This window comes from Methylobacterium iners, from assembly GCF_022179305.1.
GTDB lineage: Bacteria > Pseudomonadota > Alphaproteobacteria > Rhizobiales > Beijerinckiaceae > Methylobacterium > Methylobacterium iners.
Map to the genome: position 1 here is coordinate 32,659 of NZ_BPQP01000089.1, position 20,862 is coordinate 53,520.

Genomic DNA, 20,862 nt, shown 5'->3' on the forward strand with positions numbered 1-20,862 from the left:
TTCTCAGCGCTCCCCGGCCGGCACGAGCTTGCCGCAGACGATCCTCGCGCCGCCATCGGGTCGCGCTACCTCGTCGGTTGCCGCGGGTTGCGCGACGGGCTCCCTCTCCTGAGGGGAGAGGGTTGGGGTGAGGGGCGTGCGCTCTCCGGAGAGTTCGCTCCCCTCACCCTGTCCCTCTCCCCCTGGGAGAGGGGACCCGCGCTCGACCCGACCGACGTCCGGCGTACCGCCGCCGCTGTGCTTCGTATGGCCCGCCTTCTTGAAGGCCGTGGTGTCCTCGATCTCGGCTTCGGCGGCCGCACCCCAGCGCAGGGGCTCGTCCTGCACGTAGCGTTTTCCCAGCCGCCAGGCGGTCTCCGCCTTGGTCAGCTCGCCGCCGAGATAGAAGGCGTGCGCCCCGTCGCTCGCGACGTCGAGGTGCGGGAAGAAGGCCATCGCGTCGGTGCCGGTCTCGTGAATGGCGCGATTGTAGATGTGGACGCCATCCTCGGCCACCGCGATTCGGTAGTTCGGGTCGCGCACCTCGGCCGCCTGCGCCGCGATCTCGTCGGGCGTCTGCACGAAGGGGCGCTTGTCGTGAAGCGCCAGCAAGGCCCGGCCGTAGCCCTTGGGCAGGGCCGCGTCGGCCTTGGCCGCGAACATCACCCGTCGTGCGGCATCGTGCTCCTCCACCGTGCGGCGGGTGTGGTTCGAGACCTGGACGATGAGCACGTTGCGGATGGCGAGCTCGGAGCACATGCCGACGAGGAGCGCGGTGACGCCGAGGCTGTCGGCCTCGGTGAGCTCGGTGAGGTTGCCCGTGCCCATCATCATCTCGATGCCGGGCCAGCGCCGACGGGTCTCGTGGTAGCGGGTGATCGATTCGACGAAGCCGAAATGGATCGGCTCCAGGATCGGGTCGGCCATGTAGGGCTTGCCCGCCCGCTCCATCCGCTCGATCGCCCGGTCGAGGGAGGGCAGATCGTCGGGCCGCATCGGCACGAGAACGGGCACCGCGTCGGTCTCGAAGGCGAGGTCCAGCGTCTCCTCGTTCAGGCTGAGCAGGAAATCCGCCCCGGCCCTGGCGCCCCGGCGCAGCTCGTCGAGGGAGAAGGAATCGACGCTGACCTTGAGCCCGGCGCCCTTGAGCAGGCGCACGCTGTCCTCGAGGTGCGGGAAATCGGTGTCGGGCAGCCCGCCGAGATCGATCACGTCGGCGCCGCGCCGGGCGAGGTCGAGGCCCTTGGCCAGGATCTGCTCCGCGCTCATCTTCGAGGCGTCGACGATCTCGGAGAAGATGCGCAGGTCGTGGCGGGACAGGTCCACCTTCCGCCCGGCAAGGCCCAGATGGGCGGGAAGGTCGACGACCTCGTCGGGCCCGCGCTCGACGGGCAGGCCGAAATGGCGGCTCAACGCCTCCGGGTTCGCCCGGCAGCGCCCGGGCAGGATGATCCGGGTCGCGCCCTCCGGCATCGTCACGCGGCGGCGGATGATCTCCTCGGTCATGAGCGCCGCGACCTTCACCCCGGCATCGGCGATGCTCCAGGCGTAGCGGTCCGCCGGCAGGGTGGCGGCGACCTTCTCCAGCCGGGCGCGGGCCATGCGGCCGGTGACGAAGACGAGGTGCTCGGGCGTGCTCACGCCGCTGCCTTACACCGGTCGGGGCTGCGGATCACGATCTCGCCCCGGAAGCGCGCAGCGAAGCCGGGGAAGGCGGCATCGACGAGGCCGAGGCGGCTGAGCTCGGCCGGCCCGGCGCCGGACGGGGCATCGACGGATTTCAGGAGGAGGCAGCGCGCGGCGCCGAGTTCCGTGGCGAGCCAGAGGGCGAGGCTGTCGGAGGTGACGTCCCAGCTCTCGGGGATCTCGGGATGGCCCGCCTTCAGCGCCGCCGGGTCCCAGACCCGCGTGCGACCGGGGAGGGCGCAGGCCGCGACGCTGCGGGCGGATAGGAGACGCGGCTCCAGGCGGAGGAAGCGCTCCCCCATCCGCGTCATCGCGTCCAGCGCCAAGCGATGAGCCCGGGCGTCGTCGTAGCCCAGGGCCGCCTGATCAGCGCGCACGGCGTCGGCGAAGGCGCCGCCGCCCGGCACGATCACGTCATCGCTCCCGGCGAGGCCGCCGAGGATCGCGCGGAGGCGGCCCTCGTCGGCCGTGAGGCTGCCGCCGACCTTCACGACGCTGAGGTCTCGCTTCAAGGCGCCGGCCTCACGCTGCGTCGCGGCGCGCGAGGGCGCGCAGCGCGCGGGCCGCCCCGGCCACGAGCCCCGGGTCGAGCCGGCGGGTGCGGTCGCCGTCCTCGCAGAGACCGCCGCGGAAGCCGAGATAGGTCGCACCGAGCGGCGCGAGCGCGGGAATGTCCTCAAGGCGCAGCGAGCCGGCGAGGCCCGAAAGCAGCCGGGCTTCGCGGCAGGCGGTTGTGAAGGCCTGGAGCGCCGGCGGCTCCAGCCAATCGGTGAGGCGCCGGCCGTCCTTGCCCGCGGTGTCGATCATAGCGCCCACGAACCCCGCCGCCGCGAGGCGCGCCACGAGGTCGGGATCGATCCCGACCTCGGCGAAGAGGACGGCGATCAGCCGTCCCCGCGCCGCCGAGGCGGCGCGGGCGAGGGCGGCGCCCGTGAAGTCGGGCTGGACGGCGACCTTCACGTAATCCACGCCCGTCGCCGCCAGCGTTGCGACGGATGTCGCGAGCGCATCCGGGCCGTCGGGCTCGCCCGCCACGGCGCTCGTGATCGCGCGTCCGGCCAGGCGGGCCACCATCGCCCTCACCACCTCCGGGTCCAGCGCGCCCAGCGCACCCCGGTGAGGGTCCTTGCCGTCGACGAGGGCGGCGCCGGCCGCACAGGCCGCCTCCGCCTCGGCGCCGTCGCGGACGCTGACCAGGAGCCGCGGCACTGCGGCGCGGAACTCGAACGATGGGCGAGGGGTCACGGGCGGCTCAGGACCGGTTCGGCAGCGGCTCGGCGAGGAGGCGGTTCTTCACGACCCAGCGCATGGCATGGGCCCAGGTATCGTCGGTATCGGCGCGGATGACCGCCTGCCCGTTGCGCAGGACCTTGCCCGTGGCCGCGTCGGAGATGGTGACGTAGAGGTTGAAGAGCTGGCCCGAACCCCTTTCAACGAAACCGTTGACGGCGAGATCCGCGCCGAGCGCCCTGGCGATGGTGGCGGCGCAGCCCTCGCACTTGTAGAGCGGCGCCTGCTTGGCGATCTCGGCGCTCTGCGGGGCCACGTCGACAACCTCGACCGTGCCGTTGGTGGTCAGCGCCTTGCGCAGCTCCTGGGTCACGAGCTCGAGGCGGCGCGCCTCCTCCGGCTGCGCCTTGCGACCGCCGACCACCCCCGGATCGCTGAACTCGACGCCGAAGATCGCCGCCTTGTCGGGCGCGGCGAGGGCCGCCGCCGGCAGCAAGGTGCAGGCGAGCGCCAAGGAAGCGGAGAGGAGGGCGGGGCGGAGCGTGGTGGCGAGCATGGCGTGGCTGTCCCTGTCTCGGCTGGCCGGGCGGATCGGTTCGAGCCCCGACGCTGGCGCCCGGCCCGGTTTCGCATCACCGGCGACCAGGCGCAACGCGGCACAGCCGTTCCCTGTCGGCAAGCCCTTATCATTCCCTCAGACATAGGGCGTTGAGCGCGGGAGCGAGATGTTGTTAGCGTGCCGCCCGCATGACGCTCCTCTCCCGCTCCCTTCTCGCCGCGTTCGCCCTGTCGACCGCTCTGTCGACGACCCTTGCCGGTCCGGGCATGGCGCAGGAGCCGCCCGCCTCCGCCAGGGCCGCCGAGGCCGCCGACGGCGAGACCCGGATCGGCGTGATCTACCGGCCGGTCCCGCCCCCCTCCTCCTACGATGCCGAGGCCGTGCCCCAGGACGAGGGCGTCGCGGCCGGGCGCATGGCGGTCGCCGATAACAACACGACCGGCCGCTTCACGAAGCAGACCTACGCCCTCGACGAGGTCGCCCTCGAGGGGGGCCGCAGCGCCGTCGAGGCCGCGCGGGAGCTCGTCGGGCGCGGCCTCCGCTACCTCGTCCTGGCGCTGCCGGCCGACGAGGTCCTGGCGGTTGCCGACGCGGTGAAGGGGGAGGGCGTCGCGGTCTTCAACACGGCCGCGCCGGACGATCGCCTGCGCGGGCCCGATTGCCGGCTCAACGTCTTCCACGTGATCCCGAGCCGGGCGATGCAGACCGACGCGCTGGGGCAGTTCTTCCGGCTGATGCGCTGGAGCAAGATGTTCCTCATCGTCGGCCCGTCCGACAACGATCGCGCCTATGCCGAGGCCTTCAAGACGTCCGCGAAGAAGTTCGCTCTGAAGATCACCGCCGAGAAGCCCTGGACCTTCGGGCCGCTCGCCCGGGCGCGGGGCGACACGCCGACCCGCTCGGAGGCGATGGTGTTCACCCGCGGCGTCGATTACGACCTCGCCATCGTCGCCGACGAGGCGGGCGACTGGGGCGATTACCTGCCCTTCCGCACCGTCGATGCGCGGCCCGTGGCGGGCACGCAGGGGCTGATCGCGACGACCTGGCACCCGACGCTCGAGACCTGGGGCGCCGCCCAGGCCCAGAACCGCTTCCGCCGCTTCGCCGGGCGCCTGATGCGGCCCCTCGACTACCAGGTCTGGGCGGCGGTCCGGACGGTGGGCGAGGCCGCGACGCAGAAGAAGACCTCCGACCCCAAGGTGCTGGTGCCCTATTTCTCCGACCCCGCCTTCAGCCTGCCGGCCTACAAGGGCGTCGCGCTGAGCTACCGCCCCTGGGACCGGCAACTCCGGCAGCCGATCATCGTGGTGCAGCCGAAGACGGTGGTGAGCGTCGCCCCCGAGCAGGGCTTCAGCCACCAGCGCACGCCGCTCGACACCTTGGGCGTCGACGAGCCGGAGACGGCCTGCAAGCTGCGCTAGGGCTACCGGCCTGCGACGATAGGATGGCGCGCACAATCCGGTCGCGCGCTGCCCAATGCCCGCAACTGCCCTATAAGAAGGGCCAAACCGCGCCCCGCAACGAGCGCGACCGTCAGGGAGGAAGACATGAGCCGCGGCGCGAGAGCAGGTTTGGCGCTGGCCGGAACGGCGCTGGCGACGCTCGCCGGCCTGGTCCTCGCCGGCCCGGCGCAGGCCTACATGGTCTACGTCACCAACGAGAAGGGCAACACCGTCAGCGTCATCGACTCGACCACGCTCGCCGTCACGGCGACCTGGAAGGTCGGCCGGCGCCCCCGCGGCGTCACCACGAGCAAGGACGGCAAGGAGCTCTTCGTCTGCGCGAGCGACGACGACCGCATCGACGTCCTCGAGACCGCGAGCGGCAAGACCCTGCGCTCGCTCCGCTCGGGGCCGGACCCGGAGCAGTTCATCCTGGGGCCGGCGGGCAACCCGCTCTACGTGGCCAACGAGGACGACAGCCAGGTCACGATCATCGACATCGAGAAGAACAAGATCCTGGCCGAGGTGCCGGTCGGGGTCGAGCCGGAGGGCATGGGCCTCTCGCCGGACGGCAAGGTCCTCGTGAACACCTCCGAGACCACCAACATGGCCCACTTCATCGACACGACGACCTACCAGATCATCGACAACGTGCTGGTCGACGCGCGTCCGCGCTTCGCCGAGTTCACCGCCGACGGCAAGTTCCTGTGGGTCTCGGCCGAGGTCGGAGGCACGATCAGCGTCATCGACGTCGCCGCCCGCCGCGTGATCAAGAAGATCACCTTCAAGATCCCGAGCGTGACCGACGAGGCGATCCAGCCCGTGGGCGTCCGCCTGACCAAGGACGGGACCAAGGCCTTCGTGGCGCTGGGCCCGGCCAACCGCGTCGCCCTGGTCAACGCGCAGACCCACGAGGTCGAGAAGTACCTGCCCGTGGGCCAGCGGGTCTGGCAGCTCGCCTTCACGCCGGACCAGAAGCTCCTGTTCACAACGAACGGCTCCTCGAACGACGTCTCCGTGATCGACGTCGAGGCTGGCAAGGTGGTCAAGAGCATCCCGGTCGGGCTGCTGCCCTGGGGGGTGGCGGTGTCGCCGAATTAGGGGCTCTCTTTTTTACAGGGTCGCTTTGTCATTCCGGGGCGCCGAAGGCGAGCCCGGAACCCAGAGCCGCTGATGGGGCAATCTGGGGCGCTGTCAGCGGTTCTGGGTCCCGGGCTCCGCTTTGCGGCCCCGGGATGACAAAGGGGACGGAATACGACCACGGGTTCTAAAGGGTGACCGCCAAAAGGCGGCGCAGCGGGAGGAGCGAATGACGATGCGATGGAAGCGCTGGATGGGCCTGACCCTGGCCGCGCTGCTGGCCGCGACGCCGGTTTCCGCTCTCGATCTCACCAGAAAGCGCGAGAACCTGCCCGAGCTCGTCCTCGGCAACGAGGAGGGCAACGACTACGTCGTGCAGAACCGCGACATCGAGCTCGAATCCGGGCGCGCCTATCGCCTGCGGATCGTCGCCAAGGGCCGGCAGGAATACAAGTTCTACGCCCCCGAGTTCTTCCGCAACATCTGGATCAACCAGATCGTCATCCAGCACATCGAGATCCACGGCGGCGGGCCGCCGGACCATTTCGAGTTCGACGATCCCGGCGAGATCGCCCTCGAATTCGTCTCGATCAAGCCGGGCGAGTATCCCTGGTCGGTCCGCGGGCTGGAGGCCAAGGGCATGACCGGAAAGTTCATCGTCAAATGACCACGCAGGCCCTGGAGACGGCGGCCCTCGAGGTCGCGGGGGTGAGCCACCGCTTCGGCGCGCGCGCGGCCCTGTCCGAGGTCTCGCTGCGGGTCGAGCGCGGCCGCTTCACGGCGCTGCTCGGGCCGAACGGGGCCGGCAAGACGACGCTCTTCTCGGTGGTCACACGCCTCTACAACAACCAGGAGGGTCGCGTCGCCATCTTCGGCCACGTCCTGAACCGGGAGCCGTCGCGGGCACTGGCCCGCCTCGGCGTGGTGTTCCAGGCCCGCACCCTCGATACGGATCTGACCGTCGAGCAGAACCTGCTCTACCACGCCAGCCTGCACGGCATCGCCCGGCGCGCGGCCAAGACGCGGATCGCGGTCCTCCTCGACCGGGTCGGGCTCGCCGACCGGCGCGGCGACAAGATCCGAACCCTGTCGGGCGGGCAGTCACGGCGCATCGAGATCGCCCGCTCCCTGATCCACGAGCCGCGCCTGCTGCTCCTCGACGAGCCGACGGTGGGCCTCGACCTCGAGTCCCGCGCCGACATCGTCGCGATCGTGCGCGCGCTGGTGCGGGAGGAGGGCCTGTCGGTGCTCTGGGCGACGCATATCTTCGAGGAGATCGAGGCGGGCGACGACGCGGTCGTGCTCCACAAGGGCCGTATCGTGGCGCGCGGCACGGCCGGGAGCATCGCCAAGCCGGGAGAGACCCTGGAAGCCGCGTTCCGACGGCTCGTCGCCGAACCGGCGAGGCAGGCTGCATGACGACACAGACCAACGTCGCCGCACCGGCTCTCCCGGCTCCCGCGGGCAAGTCCGTCCCCCATCTCGGCCGGCTCGACCTCGTCGGCTACCTCATCTGCCTCACCGGCATCGCCCGCCGGGAGCTGCTGCGCTTCTTCAACCAGAAGGAGCGGTTCTTCTCGGCGCTGGTGCGGCCGCTGGTCTGGCTGTTCATCTTCGCGGCGGGGTTCCGCAACGTGCTCGGCGTCTCGATCGTGCCGCCCTACGAGACCTACGTGCTCTACGAGGTCTACGTGGTGCCGGGCCTCGCCGTGATGATCCAGCTCTTCAACGGCATGCAATCGTCGCTGTCGATGGTCTACGACCGCGAGGTCGGCTCGATGAAGGTGCTGCTGACGAGCCCCTATCCGCGCTGGACCCTGCTCTTCGCCAAGCTGGTGGCCGGCGTCGTGGTCTCGGTGGTCCAGGCCTACACCTTCCTCGCCATCGCCTATTTCTGGGAGCTCGACATCCCGCCGATCGGCTACCTCGCGGCCCTGCCGGCCTTCCTGGCGGCGGGGCTGATGCTCGGCGCCATCGGCCTGTTCCTGTCCTCCCTGGTGCGTCAGCTCGAGAACTTCGCCAGCGTCATGAACTTCGTGATCTTCCCGATGTTCTTCGCCTCGTCGGCTCTCTACCCGCTCTGGCGAATCCGGGAATCCTCCGAGACGCTCTACGTCATCTGCATGGCCAACCCCTTCACCCACGCGGTCGAGCTCGTCCGCTTCGCCCTGTACGGCCGGTTCGAGCCGATCGCCTGCGCCGTCGTCGTCGGCACCACCCTCGTCTTCTTCACCCTCGCCGTCATCGCCTACGATCCCGGCCGCGGCATCATGGCCCGGCGCGGGGGGCCGGCGGCGGAGCCAACCTGACAAGAGATTTCTCGATGACCCGCTTTCTCCTCCTTCTTGCCGCCTCCGCCCTCCTTGCCGGCCCGGCACTCGCACAACCGAGGCCCGACCCGGACTGGCCCTGCGTTCAGCGCAAGGTGCCGACGCTGAGCGCCGGCTCCGTCTGGACCGGGCCCGACCTCGCGGAGGCCGGGTCCTGGGGGGACGATGCCGAGGCGGCGCTGCTCGCGCGGAAGGTGGCTTCGCGGCGCACCGAGCTCTCGGAGGTCGATCCGCTGCTCGATGCCTTCGCGGAGAAGGCCGGCGAGGAGAAGGCCAAGCGGCTGACGCGGGTCTTCGCAGGCGCCTTCGAGATCCTCAACGGCGAGCGCGTCAAGGTGATCGCCGGCATCGCCCGCTACGCGCAGGGGCAGCGCCGCATGGCCGAGCGCATCCGCGACGAGGCCGAGAAGATCAGCGCCACCAAGGACAGCCCGAGCGCGTCCGACGCAGCGGTCTCGAAGGAGATCGCGGACCTCGAGACCCGCTTCGCCTGGGATCGCCGCATCTTCCAGGAGCGCAGCCAGTCGCTGACCTATGTCTGCGAGGTGCCGACCCTGCTCGAGCAGCGTCTCGGTGAGATCGCCCGCAAGATCCAGGCGCGGCTCTAAGGGTCCGCCGCCATTGCCACTTCGTCCCGCGGCGATTGCCTGAAATCCCCTAAGTCACTGATAAACCCGGGAAAACCATGTTGCCGCCGCGCAACGCCGGGCGGCTAACATAGGTCGGGCAGGCCGAACCTGGGCAATTGTGGTCGAAACGGGTCCCCGCTCGATTGCAACCCATCCGCGATCCTCGCAAGCATGCGCCTCAAGCTCCGGACAAGGAGCAGAAACAGCATGAACGAGGGTCTGGGGATGTCTGTTCGCGCCTTGCGGAGCAGCTTGTTGGTGACGGCGGCCTTGCTGCCGGGGGCGGTCTACGCGCAGGGCGGCCAGCAATCGGTGACGTTGCCGGAACTCGACGTGGTCGCGACCACGCCGGCGAGCGGGACGGGCGGCGGTGGCGGCCAGCGGATCGATAAGGTGCCCTTCACCGTCGAGACGGTGAGCGCCCGCCAGCTCGAGGTCGACCGCGCGACCCTCGACCCGACCTTCACGCTTCAGCGCACGACGCCGGGCGTGAACCTCTCCGACGGCCAGGGCAACAGCTTCCGCCAGACGCTCACCTATCGCGGCTTCGACGCCTCGCCGCTCCAGGGCGCGCCGCAGGGCCTCGCGGTCTTCCAGAACGGCGCGCGCATCAACGAGGCCTTCGGCGACGTCGTCAATTGGGACTTGATCCCGTCGGTGGCCATCAACCGCATCGACATCGTCACCGGCAACCCGATCTTCGGCCTCAACGCGCTCGGCGGCGCGGTCAACATCGAGATGAAGAACGGCTACACCTGGCAGGGCACGGAGATCTCCGTGCTCGGCGGCTCGGACGGGCGCATCCTCGGCACCCTGCAGCACGGCCAGGTGGTCGGCCCCTGGAGCTTCTACTTCGCCGGCGAGGGCCTGCGCGACCGGGGCTGGCGCTTCGAATCGCCCTCGGAGATCGGCCGCGTCTACGCGGATCTCGGCTACAAGAGCCTCGATTCCGAGTTCCACATCATCGCGCAGGGCGCCAAGACCTTCTTCGGCGCCGCGGCGGCCGCGCCGGTCGACTTCACCCATCTCGACGACCGGGCGATCTTCACCTACCCGCAGACCATCGACACGCGGATGGGCCAGATCCAGGTCACGGGGAAGGTCAACCTCTCGCCGACCTGGGATCTGCAGGGCAACGCCTATTACCGGCGCTTCAGCCAGTTCGTGATCGACGGCAACGACGCCGAGTTCGAGAATTGCAGCCGGCAATCCTCCTTCCGCGGCTCGCTCTGCTTCGAGGACGACGGCTTCCAGCAGGGCAACCTCTCGAATCAGGCCTACCGCAACCAGTTCCTGATGCAGGGCCGGAACGCGACCCGCATCCCCTTCACCCCCGGCGTTCCCTACGGCACCCTCGACACGGTCCGCACCGAGGCGGAGAGCTACGGCGGCACGCTCCAGGCGGTGAACCGCGACCGGGTCTTCGACCGCGGCAACACCTTCATCGTCGGCGGCAGCATCGAGCAGGCCCACTTCACCTACAAGTCGCAGAGCACGCTCGGCATCATCAACCCGGACCTCAGCGTCACCACCAACCCGAACAACCCGACCTACGGCTTCGTGCCCGGCGTGGGCACCGAGCAGCTGCGCACGGCCGCGGCGCTCGGCATCGCGCCGAGCAACGCCATCGGCACCAACCTCTACATGGGCCTCTTCGCCCTCGACACTTTCGACGTGACCGACGCCCTCTCCCTCACGGCCGGCGCGCGACTGAACTTCGCCAAGATCTCGACCCAGGACCAGACCGGCTTCTCGCCGGACGTCACGGGGACGCATTACTTCAACCGGATCAACCCGGTCGCCGGCCTGACCTACAAGTTCTACCCCTGGCTGAACCTCTACGGCGGCTACTCGGAGTCGAACCGCGCCCCGACGCCGCTCGAACTCGCCTGCGCGAACCCGCTGCGACCCTGCCTGCTGCCGAACTCGCTGGTGGCGGACCCGCCCCTCGATCAGGTCGTGGCGCGCACCTACGAGGTCGGCTTCCGCGGCACGGTGCCGGATTTCTACGCGGGCGGTCTCCTCAGCTACAAGGTCGGCGCCTTCCGCACCGACCTGACCAACGACATCCTGCAGGTCGCGGTGCCCGGCAACGCGGCGCGCGGCTACTTCGTCAACGTGCCGGCGACCCAGCGCCAGGGCATCGAGGTCGGGACCGAACTCATCGGTCCGGATTTCAGCGTCTACGCGAACTACGCGCTGATCGACGCCACCTTCCAGTTCACGGGCGACCTGTCCTCACCCAACAACCCGCTCGCCAACGACGGCCTCATCACCGTGCGCCCGGGCAACAAGGTGCCGCTCGTGCCCGACCATCAGTTCAAGGTCGGGTTCGACGTCGCGCTGACGCCGGCCTGGCGGTTCGGCGCCAACCTCGCGGCCTACTCGTCGTCCTATTACCGCGGCGACGAGTCGAACCTGAACCCGAAGCTGCCGGCCTACTTCTCGGTCAACCTCAACACGAGCTACCAGGTGACGCCGAACCTGCAGGTCTTCGGCCTCGTCACCAACCTGCTCAACAGCCGCCACGCCAATTTCGGCACCTTCCTGGAGCGGACCGAGCCGGGCGAGCTCTTCGCCAACCGCTTCGCGCTCAACGATCCGCGCACGACGACCATCGTGCAGCCGCTCTCCATCTACGGCGGCATCCGCTACGTGCTCGGCCCGCCTCCGGCGCCGATGCCGGAGCCGGTCATCCGCAAGTTCTGAGAGAAGTCTTCGCGGCCTTTGCGACGGCGCGGTCCCGAGGGACCGCGCCGTTTTCGTTCGGGGTCAGGGGAAGGACCCCGGCCCGGCGACGATGCCGCTGCAACGCGGGCGCCGGAACCGACGTTTCCCTCCCGGACAACCAAGATCAGGAGGAACCCTCATGCGGCTCGCGACCGGCCTCTCGGCCGTCCTCATCGCGCTTGCCACCACCGGCAGCGCCTATGCCTCGTCCTGCACCGAGCAGATCGCCACGATCGAGCGTCGCCTCGACAGCGCGGGCGCCGAGCGGGTGACGGGCAAGGAGCCGCCGGGCGGCCCGACCTCCTCGGGCTCGGACAAGGCACTCGCGCAACCGCCCGGCGGGAAGCCCACCGATCCGTCCACGACGGCGAGCGTCTCCGGCATCAAGGAGGCGCGCGAGCTGATCGCCAAGGCCAAGACCCAGGACAAGGCCGGCGACGTGAAGGGCTGCGAGGACACCATGACGAAGGCCAAGGAGCAGGCCGGCGCGCTGCCCTAGGACACCTGTGATCCCCGCTCCGTCGAATAGGTGGAGCGGGGATCGTGGTCGGTGTCTGACGCCCCGAATGGCGTCGGCCACGCAGGTTCGGGAGCATCCGGCAATACGGCCGGGAGGCTTTCGCCATCTAAGCTAGGCAGAATACGTCCTTAACACGGACAAAGCCTGGCTATACTCTCCCTCAGGTAGAGCCGAGAAGCCGCTCCCGGGGAGAAACGTCGTGGCGAAAACGTTCACTGGTACTTCTGCGACCGAAATCTTTAATATCGAAGAAGAAGACGAGACGATCGTGGTCGTCGGGAATGGTGGCGACGACCTGTTCAACATCACCGGGGACGACGACGATCCCAACCAGGTGACGGTCGTGGCCGGCGGCGGCAACGACGCGCTGAACGTCACCTTCGGCAGCGGCGTGTTCCTCGGCGGCGGCGGCAACGACACCCTGAACGCGGCCGACGCGAACTTCCTGTTCAACGGCGAGGCCGGAATCGACATCCTGGATGTCGGCGCGGAGCTCGACGACCTGCGCGTGGTCTCGACGGGCAACGTGGCGACGATCTCCTCGACCAGCGGCGACGACGATGACGAGGGGGAAGACGACGATGACGACGACGCTCCCGTCCAGCCGGCAGGCGACGACGACGACGACGACGATGATGATGCCGGCGGCGTGGGCGACCTGACCGTTCAGACGGTCAACGTCGAGACCTTCGTGTTCGGCGAGCTCATCGTCAGGCAGAACGACGGCAGCCCGCTCGTCGACGACCTCTACTATCTCAGCCGGAACCCGGACGTGGCCGAGGCCGGAGTGGACCCGGACATGCATTACGCGCAGTTCGGCTGGCGGGAGGGCCGCGATCCGAACGCGTTCTTCGAGACGGAGGATTACCTCGAGGCCAACGCCGACGTGCGCGCCGCCGGGGTCAATCCGCTCGAGCACTACGCGAATTTCGGATGGCGGGAGGGCCGCAATCCGTCGGACGAGTTCGACAACAACGCCTATCTCGCGGCCAACCCGGACGTCAGGGCGGCGGGGATCAATCCGCTGCGGCATTACCTCGAATTCGGCGTGGTCGAGGGCCGGCCCGTCTTCGAGGCCTGAAATGCCACGTACTTCTGCTTCCCACGGGTCTGACGCAGCCTTCGTGAGGTAGGTCTTTCCCGCTCACGCTTGTCATCCCGGGACCGCCCCCGGATCTGGCCTTTGGCCAGTCCGAGGATCAACTCCGCGGAGCCCGGGACCCAGAGCCGCCGACAGCGCCTCAACTTGCCGCGTCGGCGGTTCTGGGTTCCGGGCTCGCCTTGCGGCGACCCGGAATGACAAAGGTGGCGGAAGGCGCGCGCGGCTCTCCCCGCCATCGCCTCAATACGCGTTCTTCGTCCGGAACAGCGCGAGCGGGGTGGCGAGCAGGATGCGGATATCGAACAGCACCGACCAGTTCTCGATGTAGTAGAGGTCGTGCTCGACGCGGCGCTGCAGCTTCTCGCTGGTGTCGGTCTCGCCTCGCCAGCCGTTGATCTGCGCCCAGCCGGTGATGCCGGGCTTGACCTTGTGGCGGGCGAAGTAGCCGTCGACGACCTGGTCGTAGAGGGTGTTGGCGGCCTTGGCCTGCAGGGCGTGCGGGCGCGGGCCGACGAGGGAGAGCTCGCCCTTCACCACGTTGAAGAGCTGGGGCAGCTCGTCCAGCGAGGTCTTGCGGATGAAGCGCCCGACCGGCGTCACCCGCGGGTCGTCCTTCGTGACGAGCTTGGCGGCCGCCGCGTCGCCCCGATCGGCGTACATCGAGCGGAACTTGAAGACCTCGATCAGCTCGTTGTTGAAGCCGTAGCGCTTCTGCCGGAACAGGACCGGCCCGGACGAGGTGAGGCGGACGGCGAGCGCCACGGCGAGCATCACCGGCGCGAGGCCGACCAGCGCGAGGAGGCCGACGACCCGGTCGAACACGTTCTTGGCGACGATGTCCCAATCGGCCATCGGCTTGTCGAAGACGTCGAGCACCGGCACGTCGCCGAGATAGGAATAGGCGCGCGGGCGCAGGCGCAGCTTCGTCGCCTGGGCGGAGAGCCGGATGTCGATCGGCAGCACCCAGAGCTTGGCGAGCATCTGGAGCATGCGGTCCTCGGCCGCGATCGGCAGCGTGAAGACCACGAGGTCGAGCCGCGTCGTGCGGGCATAGGCGACGAGATCGGTGACGGAGCCGAGTTTGGGGTAGCCGCCGACCACCGTCGAGGCGCGGTCGTCGCCGCGGTCGTCGAACACACCGACGATCCGGATGCCGGAATCGGACTGGGTTTCGAGGGCGCGGATGAGGTCCTCGGCCAGCGGCCCGCCGCCGACGACGGCAGTGCGCCGGTCGAAGCGGCCCTGCCGCATCTGGGCGCCGATCACGCGGGAGAGGACGAAGCGCTCGGCGAGGAGAAGGACGAGGCCCGCGGCGTAGAAGCTTCCGAGCCAGATTCGGGAATACTGGTCTGCGAGCTTGGCGAAGACGAGCACGGCCGCAGCCAGGAGGAAGACGAGGGACCAGGAGGCGGCGAGCCGCAGGGCGGTCTTTCCGAAGCCGCGAAACGCCCCGATCCGGTAGGTTCCGGCGAACTGGAACAGGAGCGTGGCGAGGCCCGCGATGCCCAGCACCGCGCCGGCGTAGCGGAACCCGAGCGGCACGAGCCCCGCGAGCACCGCCTGGTGCATCGCAAGCCCGAGGGTGGCGATCAGCGCGAATTCGGCGAGGCGCACGCAGCCGATGAGCACCACCGACGACATGGCAGGTGCCGACATCGGCGGAGCAAGGACTTCGGCCGGCGGCATCGCCTCGGGCGGGGCCGGCGCGTCGAAGCCCGTGACGCGGACGGCCGCGGAGCCGCCAGCCGCCCTGAGAAGATCACGAACGTCGAACGCACTCATCGGGTCTACTCGAAGCTGCCTGCGCTGCCCTCGCGCAATACTTAGGATTAGCGAAGGCTGATCACGGAAGACTTAATGCCGGGGCGGACGGATCACGTCGATTTCGGCGCGTTCCCGGCCAGCACCGGCGCAGGGGGCGCGGCTTCCCTGGCGCGGAAGGCGGCGGCGTAGCCGGACAGTACGTCGGCACCCATTCGGGTCATCGAGAAGCGCGTGCGTACGGATTCGCTCAAGGCGCAGAAGCGGGCGCGCCGCTGGTCCGGCGCCTCGTCGAGCACCCGCGCGATCGCCCCGGCGAGGGCGCCGGGATCGCGCGGCGGCACGAGCTCGGACGCCGCCGCGCCGAAGATCTCCGGGATGCCGCCGACATTGGTGGCGATCAGGGGCTGGCGCGCCGCCGCCGCTTCGAGAACGACGTAGGGGAGGGATTCGGCGAGCGAGGGCACCACCAGGATGTCGCCGCGGGCGAGGACCGGCCGGATCGGCTGGGGCGGCTCGAAGGTGACCGCCTCGGACAGGCCCATGGCCTGCGCCCGCTCGCGGATGATCTCGGCATCCGGTCCCGAGCCGACCATCAGGAGGGTCAGCGGCCGCCCGGCGGCCCGCAGGCTCGCCAGCGCCTCCAGCAGGAACGGCACGCCCTTCGCGTCGCGCAGCTCGCCGATGTAGAGGAGGTCATGGCGCTCGGCCGCCGGCTCGACGGGCTCGAACTCGGCCTCGGCGATGCCGTTATGGACGATGCGGGTGAGGTGCCGGCTCGGGCCGACATAGGCGGCGTGGCGCCCGGCCACGTACTCGCTCTCGAACAAGAAGGCGTCGGTGCGCAAGGAAAGCAGGCGCTCCGCGCCCATGTAGAGGCGATGCAGGGCGGTGCCCGGCCGGTAATTGTAGCTGCCGCCATGGGGCGTGTAGGCCCGGATCGGCGCCGGACCGCGGCCGAGGACGGGGCTGAGCCTCGCATAGACGCCGCCCTTGGCGCCGTGGCCGTGCAGGACGTTCGCGCCGAGCGCCGCCGCGCGGCGGGCGATCACCGCCAGCACGGCGAGGTCGGACGGGGTGGGGTTGCGGCGCATCGGCAGACGCGTCACGCCGAGCGCGAGGCAGGGTTCGAGCTCGGCGAGCTGCCGGGCGGCGCGCTCGCCCCCCGTCGAGGCATCGCAGATGATCCCCACCGCATGGCCGGACGCGGCCTGGAGGCGCGCGAGGTCGTTGACGTGCCGGAACAACCCCCCGACCGGCGCACGGAAGACGTGCAGGATTCGGTAGGGAGGGGCGGCCGGATCGAGGGCTGACGCGACCAAAGCGGGGTCTCCACGCGACGGGTTCTTGCGCGGGAGCCTAAGACGAAATGTCTGGGTGCCTGGTTAAGCGGCAGGCGCAACCAGGCCGCGCGGCGGCCAAACGCCGATCGCGGTTAGGAAGGACCTAACGACAGCGATCAGAAGAAGCGCTCCTTGATCACGATCGTGTCGCCGGGGCGGACCGGGTAGGTCATCGGGACGATGCCAGAGACGAGGCCGTCCCGGCCCTCGCGGGTGACGACGGCATAGTCGCGCGCCGCCCGCGGACCGAAGCCCGCCGCGATGGCGACCGCCGTCTCGACCGCCATGCCGTTGACGTAGGGGTACTGGCCCGAGGTCGTCACCTCGCCCAGGATGTAGAACGGACGGTAGGCGTCGACCTCGACGGTGACCTTGGGCTCGCGCACGAAGCCCGCCGCGAGCTTCGTCTCGACGGTCTTGGCGGCCTGGGCCGTGCTCTGGCCGCCGACCTTCACGAGGCCGATCAGCGGCATCGCGATATTGCCGCCGCCGTCGACGGCGTAGATGTTCGAGAGGTTGTCCTGGCCGAACACGATGACGCGCAGGCGGTCGCCGGCCGCCAACGTATAGCGGGCACCGATCGATCCGGTGCCGGTCGCGTCGAGCAGGTCCGTTCGAAAGTCCGGCCGCAGGCAGCCGCCGAGCGCGAGACTCGAGCCGAGAGCGAGAAGGAGCGCGCGCCGATTCATCACCACTGCCACGATGAGTAGCCTACTGAGGCGTATTGCTAAGGCGATATGGTTAACGAAAGCTGACATCGCGAAACGGATGCGGGGGACCGGCCGGAAATTAACTCCTGGTCAATCTTAACGATGTCTATTCGGGGTCGAGACTGCGTTCGAGCGGTCGGTCATCTTGCCTCGCGTAAAGATCGTGCCATGCCCCGCTCTACGCTCCACCCCGCTCAAGCACCCGCCGCCCAGCCGGCGCGCGAGGGTCTGAAGGTCTCGCAGATTGGGGGACCGCTGCGGCGCTCGGCGCTCGGGATCGCGCTGGCGACGACGATCGCGGGCTTGAGCGCCTTCGCCTTCGTGCAGGTCGTGCCGCCGCGCTACACCGGCGAGGCAAAGGTCCTGCTGGAGAGCCGCGAGGCCTCCTTCGCCCGTTCCGCCCAGGAGCGCAGCGAGCCGGCCCTGCCCATCGACGAGCAGGCGGTGGCGAGCCAGGTCCAGGTCGTGATGTCGCGCGACCTCGCCCGGGAGGCGATCCGCCGGCTCAACCTCGTCGGCAACCCGGAATTCGACGGCAGCGTTGAGGGGATCGGCCCGGTGAAGCGTGCGCTGATGGCCGTGAGCCTCGCGCAGAATCCCCTGGAGCGGCCGGCCGAGGACCGGGTGCTCGAAGCCTATTTCGACCGGCTGCTGGTCTATTCGGCGGGCAAGTCGCGCATCCTGACGATCGAGTTCCGCTCGCGGGACGCGGAGCTCGCGGCCCGGGCCGCCAACACGGTCGCGGAGCTCTACATCGTCTCGCTGGAGGCGGCGAAGATCGACACCGCCCGCTACGCCTCGACCTGGCTCGGCGGCAACATCGAGACCCTGCGCAGCCGCGTCGCCGAGGCCGAGGCGAAGGTCGAGGCCTTCCGCGCCCGCAACGGCCTGATCACGACGGGCGTCGCCAACCAGCCCCTCAACGCCCAGCAGCTCGCCGAGCTGTCGAGCCAGCTCTCGCAGGCCCGCAGCGCCAAGGCCGACCTGACGGCCCGCGCCAGGCTCATCAAGGAGATGATCAAGGACGGGCGCGCCTTCGAGATCCCGGATGTCGCCAACAACGAGACCATCCGGCGCACCGTCGAGCAGCGCATCACGCTGCGCGCCCAGCTCGCGCTCGAATCCCGCACGCTGCTGTCCGAGCATCCCCGCATCAAGGAGCTGACGGCGCAGGTCGCGGACCTCGACGCGCAGATCAAGGCCACCGCCGAGCGGGTGGTCCGCACCATGGAGAACGAGGCCAAGCTCGCCGAGGCCCGGGTCGAGGCACTCGGTGCGACCGTCGACGGCCAGCGCGACACGGTCGCCAAGGGCAATTCCAGCGAGGTGCAGCTCCGCGCCCTGGAGCGCGAGGCCAAGGCCCAGCGCGAGCAGCTCGAATCCTACCTGTCCCGCTACCGCGAGGCGAGCGCCCGCGACGCCGAGAACGCGGCACCGGCCGATGCCCGCGTGGTCTCCCGCGCCGTGGTGCCGGAACTGCCGTCCTTCCCCAAGAAGCTGCCGATCGTCGGCCTCGCCACCCTCATGGGCTTCCTTCTCTCGGCCGGCCTCGTGCTCGGCCGCCACCTCCTCACGGAGCCCGCCGAGCCCATGCGCCGCCGGGAGCCGGAGGTGGGTGCGCCTTCCGACGAGCCCCCGGGCCGGCCCGAGCCGGTGCCCTTCGTCTTCCCGGAAGCCTCCCCGGCGCTCGCCCGGCCCGCCGCGCCGATGCGCGCGGAGCCCCGGGAGCCGCCGCCCATCGCCGCCACACTGGAGACGCCCGAGGCTCCGCGAGCCGCAGAACCGGCCACGGCGATGCCCGCACCGGCGCCGGTCGCGAGGGAGGCCTCATCCGCCTACCATCTCGACCCGCTGATCGAGCGCCTGCGCTCGGGCAAGGTTTACGGCGGTCGCCGTGTGCTCGTGGCCGAGACGGTGCCCGTGAAGGGGGGACAGGGACTCGCCGAGAGCCTGGCACGGACCCTGGCCGCGGGTGCCCGGACGCTGCTCGTCGACCTGAACGGCCGGACCGGCGGCGCGGACGAGCCCGGCCTCACCGATCTCGTGGCCGGCGAGGCGGGCTTCTTCGACGTGATCCAGTCCTTCCGGGATTGCCCGCTTCACGGGATCGCTCGCGGCTCGATCGAGGCCGAGATCCTGATCGAGGAGGCCGAGGCGCTCGGCATCACCCTCGACGCGCTGGCCGAGGCCTATGACTGGATCGTCTGCCGCCTCGACGCGGCGCAGACCCCTGCCCACGACATCCTGAGCGCGACGGCCGGACGGATGGCGGCGGTGGTCATCGCCTCGAACGCCGAGGCGGACGACCCGGACCTGCTCGCCCTCTACGCGGCCGCCGAGGATGCCGGCGCCGGCCAGGTTCTGGTGGCCCAGGATCGCGCGGCGATCGAAGCCGCGAAACCCGTCGAGCCGGAGATGCAGCTGCGCCTGTCGGCGGCCTAGGCCGCCGGCGCGCCCCTCGCCGACCACCGCCGCAGGCGCTGGATCACCGCCCACAGGCGCGGGTCACGCTTGATCCGGCGCTTGAGGCGGGAGAGGCCGATCGCCTGCATCGCGAAGACGGTCCCGCGCAGGGTGACGGGGATCGCCACCTCCGCAAGCTCGATGGTCTCGTCGCAGATGCTGGCCTTGTAGCGCGCCTCGCCGACGCCGAGGTCGAAGCCCCGGCGCCCGCGAACGGCCTGGTCGCGGATGAGGTGGTGCAGGAGGACGTCGCCCGGGCTCCAGCGGCTCGCGGCCGGGTCGCCATCGAAGGCCGTCATCATGCCGCTGAAGCGCTGCGTGTCGACGGCCCCGCCGAACGTCGCCAGCACGCGCCCGGTCTCGACCGCGACAAGGGCGTGGACCTCGATCGCCGAGTTTTCGCCGGCGGCGCCCGCCGAGAGGAAGTCGCGCACGCCCGCCTCCGCATAGGGGTCGGCGACTCCCATCTGCGCGAATCGAACGGCCTTCTGCGCGTAGAAGGCCTGGAGATAGGCGGTCGCCTCCTCGGGCGTCGCCGCCACCCGATGCTCGATCGTGCCGAAGCCCTCGACGAGCTTGCGCTCCTTGGCCCTCAGCTTCTTGCGGGCATCCGCGCTGAAGACGCGCTTCATCGTCGAATCCGGATCGGGACCGAGCATGAGGCCGTAGGCGTCGCTCGGCGAAGGTTCCGCCCGCAGGGCCAGCGGGTTGGCCGCGCCGTCCCAGAACCGGGGCTGGTGGGAGAGCGCGTAGACGTCGATGCCCGCCGACCCGCCGACGAGCCGCAGCGCCTCGCGCAGATCCTCGCCGGGCATGGCCGCCGCCTCGCGGGAGGCGAAGAGCGGCATGTGGTAATTGGCGTGCTTGGCCCCGACGACCCGCGCGACGGCGGCGCCCCGCTCGCGGGCGACGGTGAGCGGCAGGATCATCCGGCCCCGCCCGGCGGCGTCGCGCAGCACGATGATGCGCAGGGCGGCGGCCGGCTCCGCACGCAGATAGGCCGCGACCCAGTCGAAGCGCTGGTAGGGCGTGGCCAGCACAGCCGGGTCGCTCTCGAGCCCGCGCCACAGCGCCTCGACGCCGGCGAGATCCTCGAAGACCTCCGCCCTCAGTCCGGCGCTCATTCTCTCCCGGACCATGCCAACCCCGGCCAGATCATCGACGGCAATCGCCACCACACCACTCCAGTCCCACCACGTCCGCTCACCCAACCCCGGAAGGCCTGAAGCCGGGGTTGAGGCGTGCCGTCCGCTGCGCGTGATCTTGCGGGCGTGGGTAACGAAACCTTGCCGCATCGG

18 protein-coding genes are annotated in these 20,862 nt (G+C 70.0%); 10 read left to right on the forward strand and 8 right to left on the reverse strand.

Translation table 11 applies throughout. The features are described from left to right. Window positions 1-3: 3 nt before the first annotated feature. Genes MFF55_RS23130 through MFF55_RS23145 form a run of 4 tightly spaced genes read right to left on the reverse strand, consistent with a single transcriptional unit; the run spans window position 4 to window position 3,451 of the window. A complete protein-coding gene (locus MFF55_RS23130; protein WP_238246468.1) occupies window positions 4-1,620 on the reverse strand; it encodes a DUF6513 domain-containing protein in 1,617 nt (538 codons plus the stop codon). Beyond that, window positions 1,617-2,177: an amino acid kinase family protein gene (locus MFF55_RS23135; protein ID WP_238246469.1), complete on the reverse strand. Its 561-nt coding sequence runs from the start codon at window positions 2,175-2,177 to the stop codon at window positions 1,617-1,619. The genes MFF55_RS23130 and MFF55_RS23135 overlap by 4 nt, the downstream gene beginning before the upstream one ends. A gap of 10 nt (window positions 2,178-2,187) precedes the next feature. Further along, entirely contained in the window at window positions 2,188-2,910 is a 723-nt protein-coding gene (locus tag MFF55_RS23140; protein ID WP_238246470.1) for a (5-formylfuran-3-yl)methyl phosphate synthase, read from the reverse strand. Window positions 2,911-2,917: 7 nt separating this feature from the next. Then, on the reverse strand, window positions 2,918-3,451 hold the full coding sequence (locus tag MFF55_RS23145; protein ID WP_238246471.1) for a DUF3280 domain-containing protein: 534 nt from the start codon (window positions 3,449-3,451) through the stop codon (window positions 2,918-2,920). 191 nt (window positions 3,452-3,642) lie between these two features. On the opposite strand from MFF55_RS23145, the gene pedA1 reads away from it, so the two are divergent. The 9 genes from pedA1 (at window position 3,643) to MFF55_RS23190 (ending at window position 13,266) form a co-directional block, all read left to right on the forward strand. Beyond that, window positions 3,643-4,875 carry a lanthanide ABC transporter ABC transporter substrate-binding protein PedA1 gene (pedA1, locus tag MFF55_RS23150; RefSeq protein ID WP_238246472.1) on the forward strand — a complete coding sequence of 411 codons (1,233 nt, stop codon included), beginning with the start codon at window positions 3,643-3,645 and terminating at the stop codon, window positions 4,873-4,875. Between the two features lie 126 nt (window positions 4,876-5,001). Continuing rightward, entirely contained in the window at window positions 5,002-5,997 is a 996-nt protein-coding gene (locus MFF55_RS23155) for a YVTN family beta-propeller repeat protein (protein WP_283206791.1), read from the forward strand. A 214-nt stretch (window positions 5,998-6,211) separates the two neighbouring features. Next, window positions 6,212-6,643, forward strand: a complete 432-nt coding sequence (locus MFF55_RS23160; protein WP_238246595.1) for a cupredoxin domain-containing protein — start codon at window positions 6,212-6,214, stop codon at window positions 6,641-6,643. Further along, complete coding sequence (gene pedB / locus MFF55_RS23165; RefSeq protein WP_238246473.1) at window positions 6,640-7,395, forward strand: lanthanide ABC transporter ATP-binding protein PedB/LutE; 756 nt, start codon at window positions 6,640-6,642, stop codon at window positions 7,393-7,395. Before MFF55_RS23160 ends, pedB begins: the two co-directional genes overlap by 4 nt. Then, entirely contained in the window at window positions 7,392-8,285 is an 894-nt protein-coding gene (pedC, locus tag MFF55_RS23170; protein ID WP_238246474.1) for a lanthanide ABC transporter permease protein PedC, read from the forward strand. Before pedB ends, pedC begins: the two co-directional genes overlap by 4 nt. Window positions 8,286-8,299: 14 nt before the next feature. Next, entirely contained in the window at window positions 8,300-8,914 is a 615-nt protein-coding gene (locus tag MFF55_RS23175; protein ID WP_238246475.1) for a hypothetical protein, read from the forward strand. A 228-nt stretch (window positions 8,915-9,142) separates the two neighbouring features. Next, window positions 9,143-11,644, forward strand: coding sequence for a TonB-dependent receptor (locus MFF55_RS23180; protein WP_238246476.1), 2,502 nt, complete (start codon window positions 9,143-9,145; stop codon window positions 11,642-11,644). 160 nt (window positions 11,645-11,804) lie between these two features. Further along, entirely contained in the window at window positions 11,805-12,164 is a 360-nt protein-coding gene (locus MFF55_RS23185) for a hypothetical protein (protein ID WP_238246477.1), read from the forward strand. 220 nt (window positions 12,165-12,384) lie between these two features. Continuing rightward, window positions 12,385-13,266, forward strand: coding sequence for a hypothetical protein (locus MFF55_RS23190; protein ID WP_238246478.1), 882 nt, complete (start codon window positions 12,385-12,387; stop codon window positions 13,264-13,266). Between the two features lie 261 nt (window positions 13,267-13,527). Here MFF55_RS23190 and MFF55_RS23195 read toward each other — a convergent pair whose 3' ends face one another. The 3 genes from MFF55_RS23195 to MFF55_RS23205 form a co-directional block, all read right to left on the reverse strand. After that, window positions 13,528-15,069, reverse strand: a complete 1,542-nt coding sequence (locus MFF55_RS23195) for an undecaprenyl-phosphate glucose phosphotransferase (RefSeq protein ID WP_238246479.1) — start codon at window positions 15,067-15,069, stop codon at window positions 13,528-13,530. Window positions 15,070-15,161: 92 nt separating this feature from the next. Further along, window positions 15,162-16,370, reverse strand: a complete 1,209-nt coding sequence (locus MFF55_RS23200) for a glycosyltransferase family 4 protein (RefSeq protein ID WP_238246480.1) — start codon at window positions 16,368-16,370, stop codon at window positions 15,162-15,164. Window positions 16,371-16,507: 137 nt separating this feature from the next. Further along, window positions 16,508-17,080, reverse strand: coding sequence for a polysaccharide biosynthesis/export family protein (locus MFF55_RS23205; RefSeq protein WP_238246596.1), 573 nt, complete (start codon window positions 17,078-17,080; stop codon window positions 16,508-16,510). A 189-nt stretch (window positions 17,081-17,269) separates the two neighbouring features. Here MFF55_RS23205 and MFF55_RS23210 point away from each other — a divergent pair, with 189 nt between their 5' ends. Continuing rightward, entirely contained in the window at window positions 17,270-19,543 is a 2,274-nt protein-coding gene (locus MFF55_RS23210) for a GumC family protein (protein WP_238246481.1), read from the forward strand. Here MFF55_RS23210 and MFF55_RS23215 read toward each other — a convergent pair. Further along, complete coding sequence (locus MFF55_RS23215; protein WP_373874855.1) at window positions 19,540-20,739, reverse strand: GNAT family N-acetyltransferase; 1,200 nt, start codon at window positions 20,737-20,739, stop codon at window positions 19,540-19,542. The two genes, MFF55_RS23210 and MFF55_RS23215, sit on opposite strands and share 4 nt — an antisense overlap. Between the last annotated feature and the right edge of the window lie 123 nt (window positions 20,740-20,862).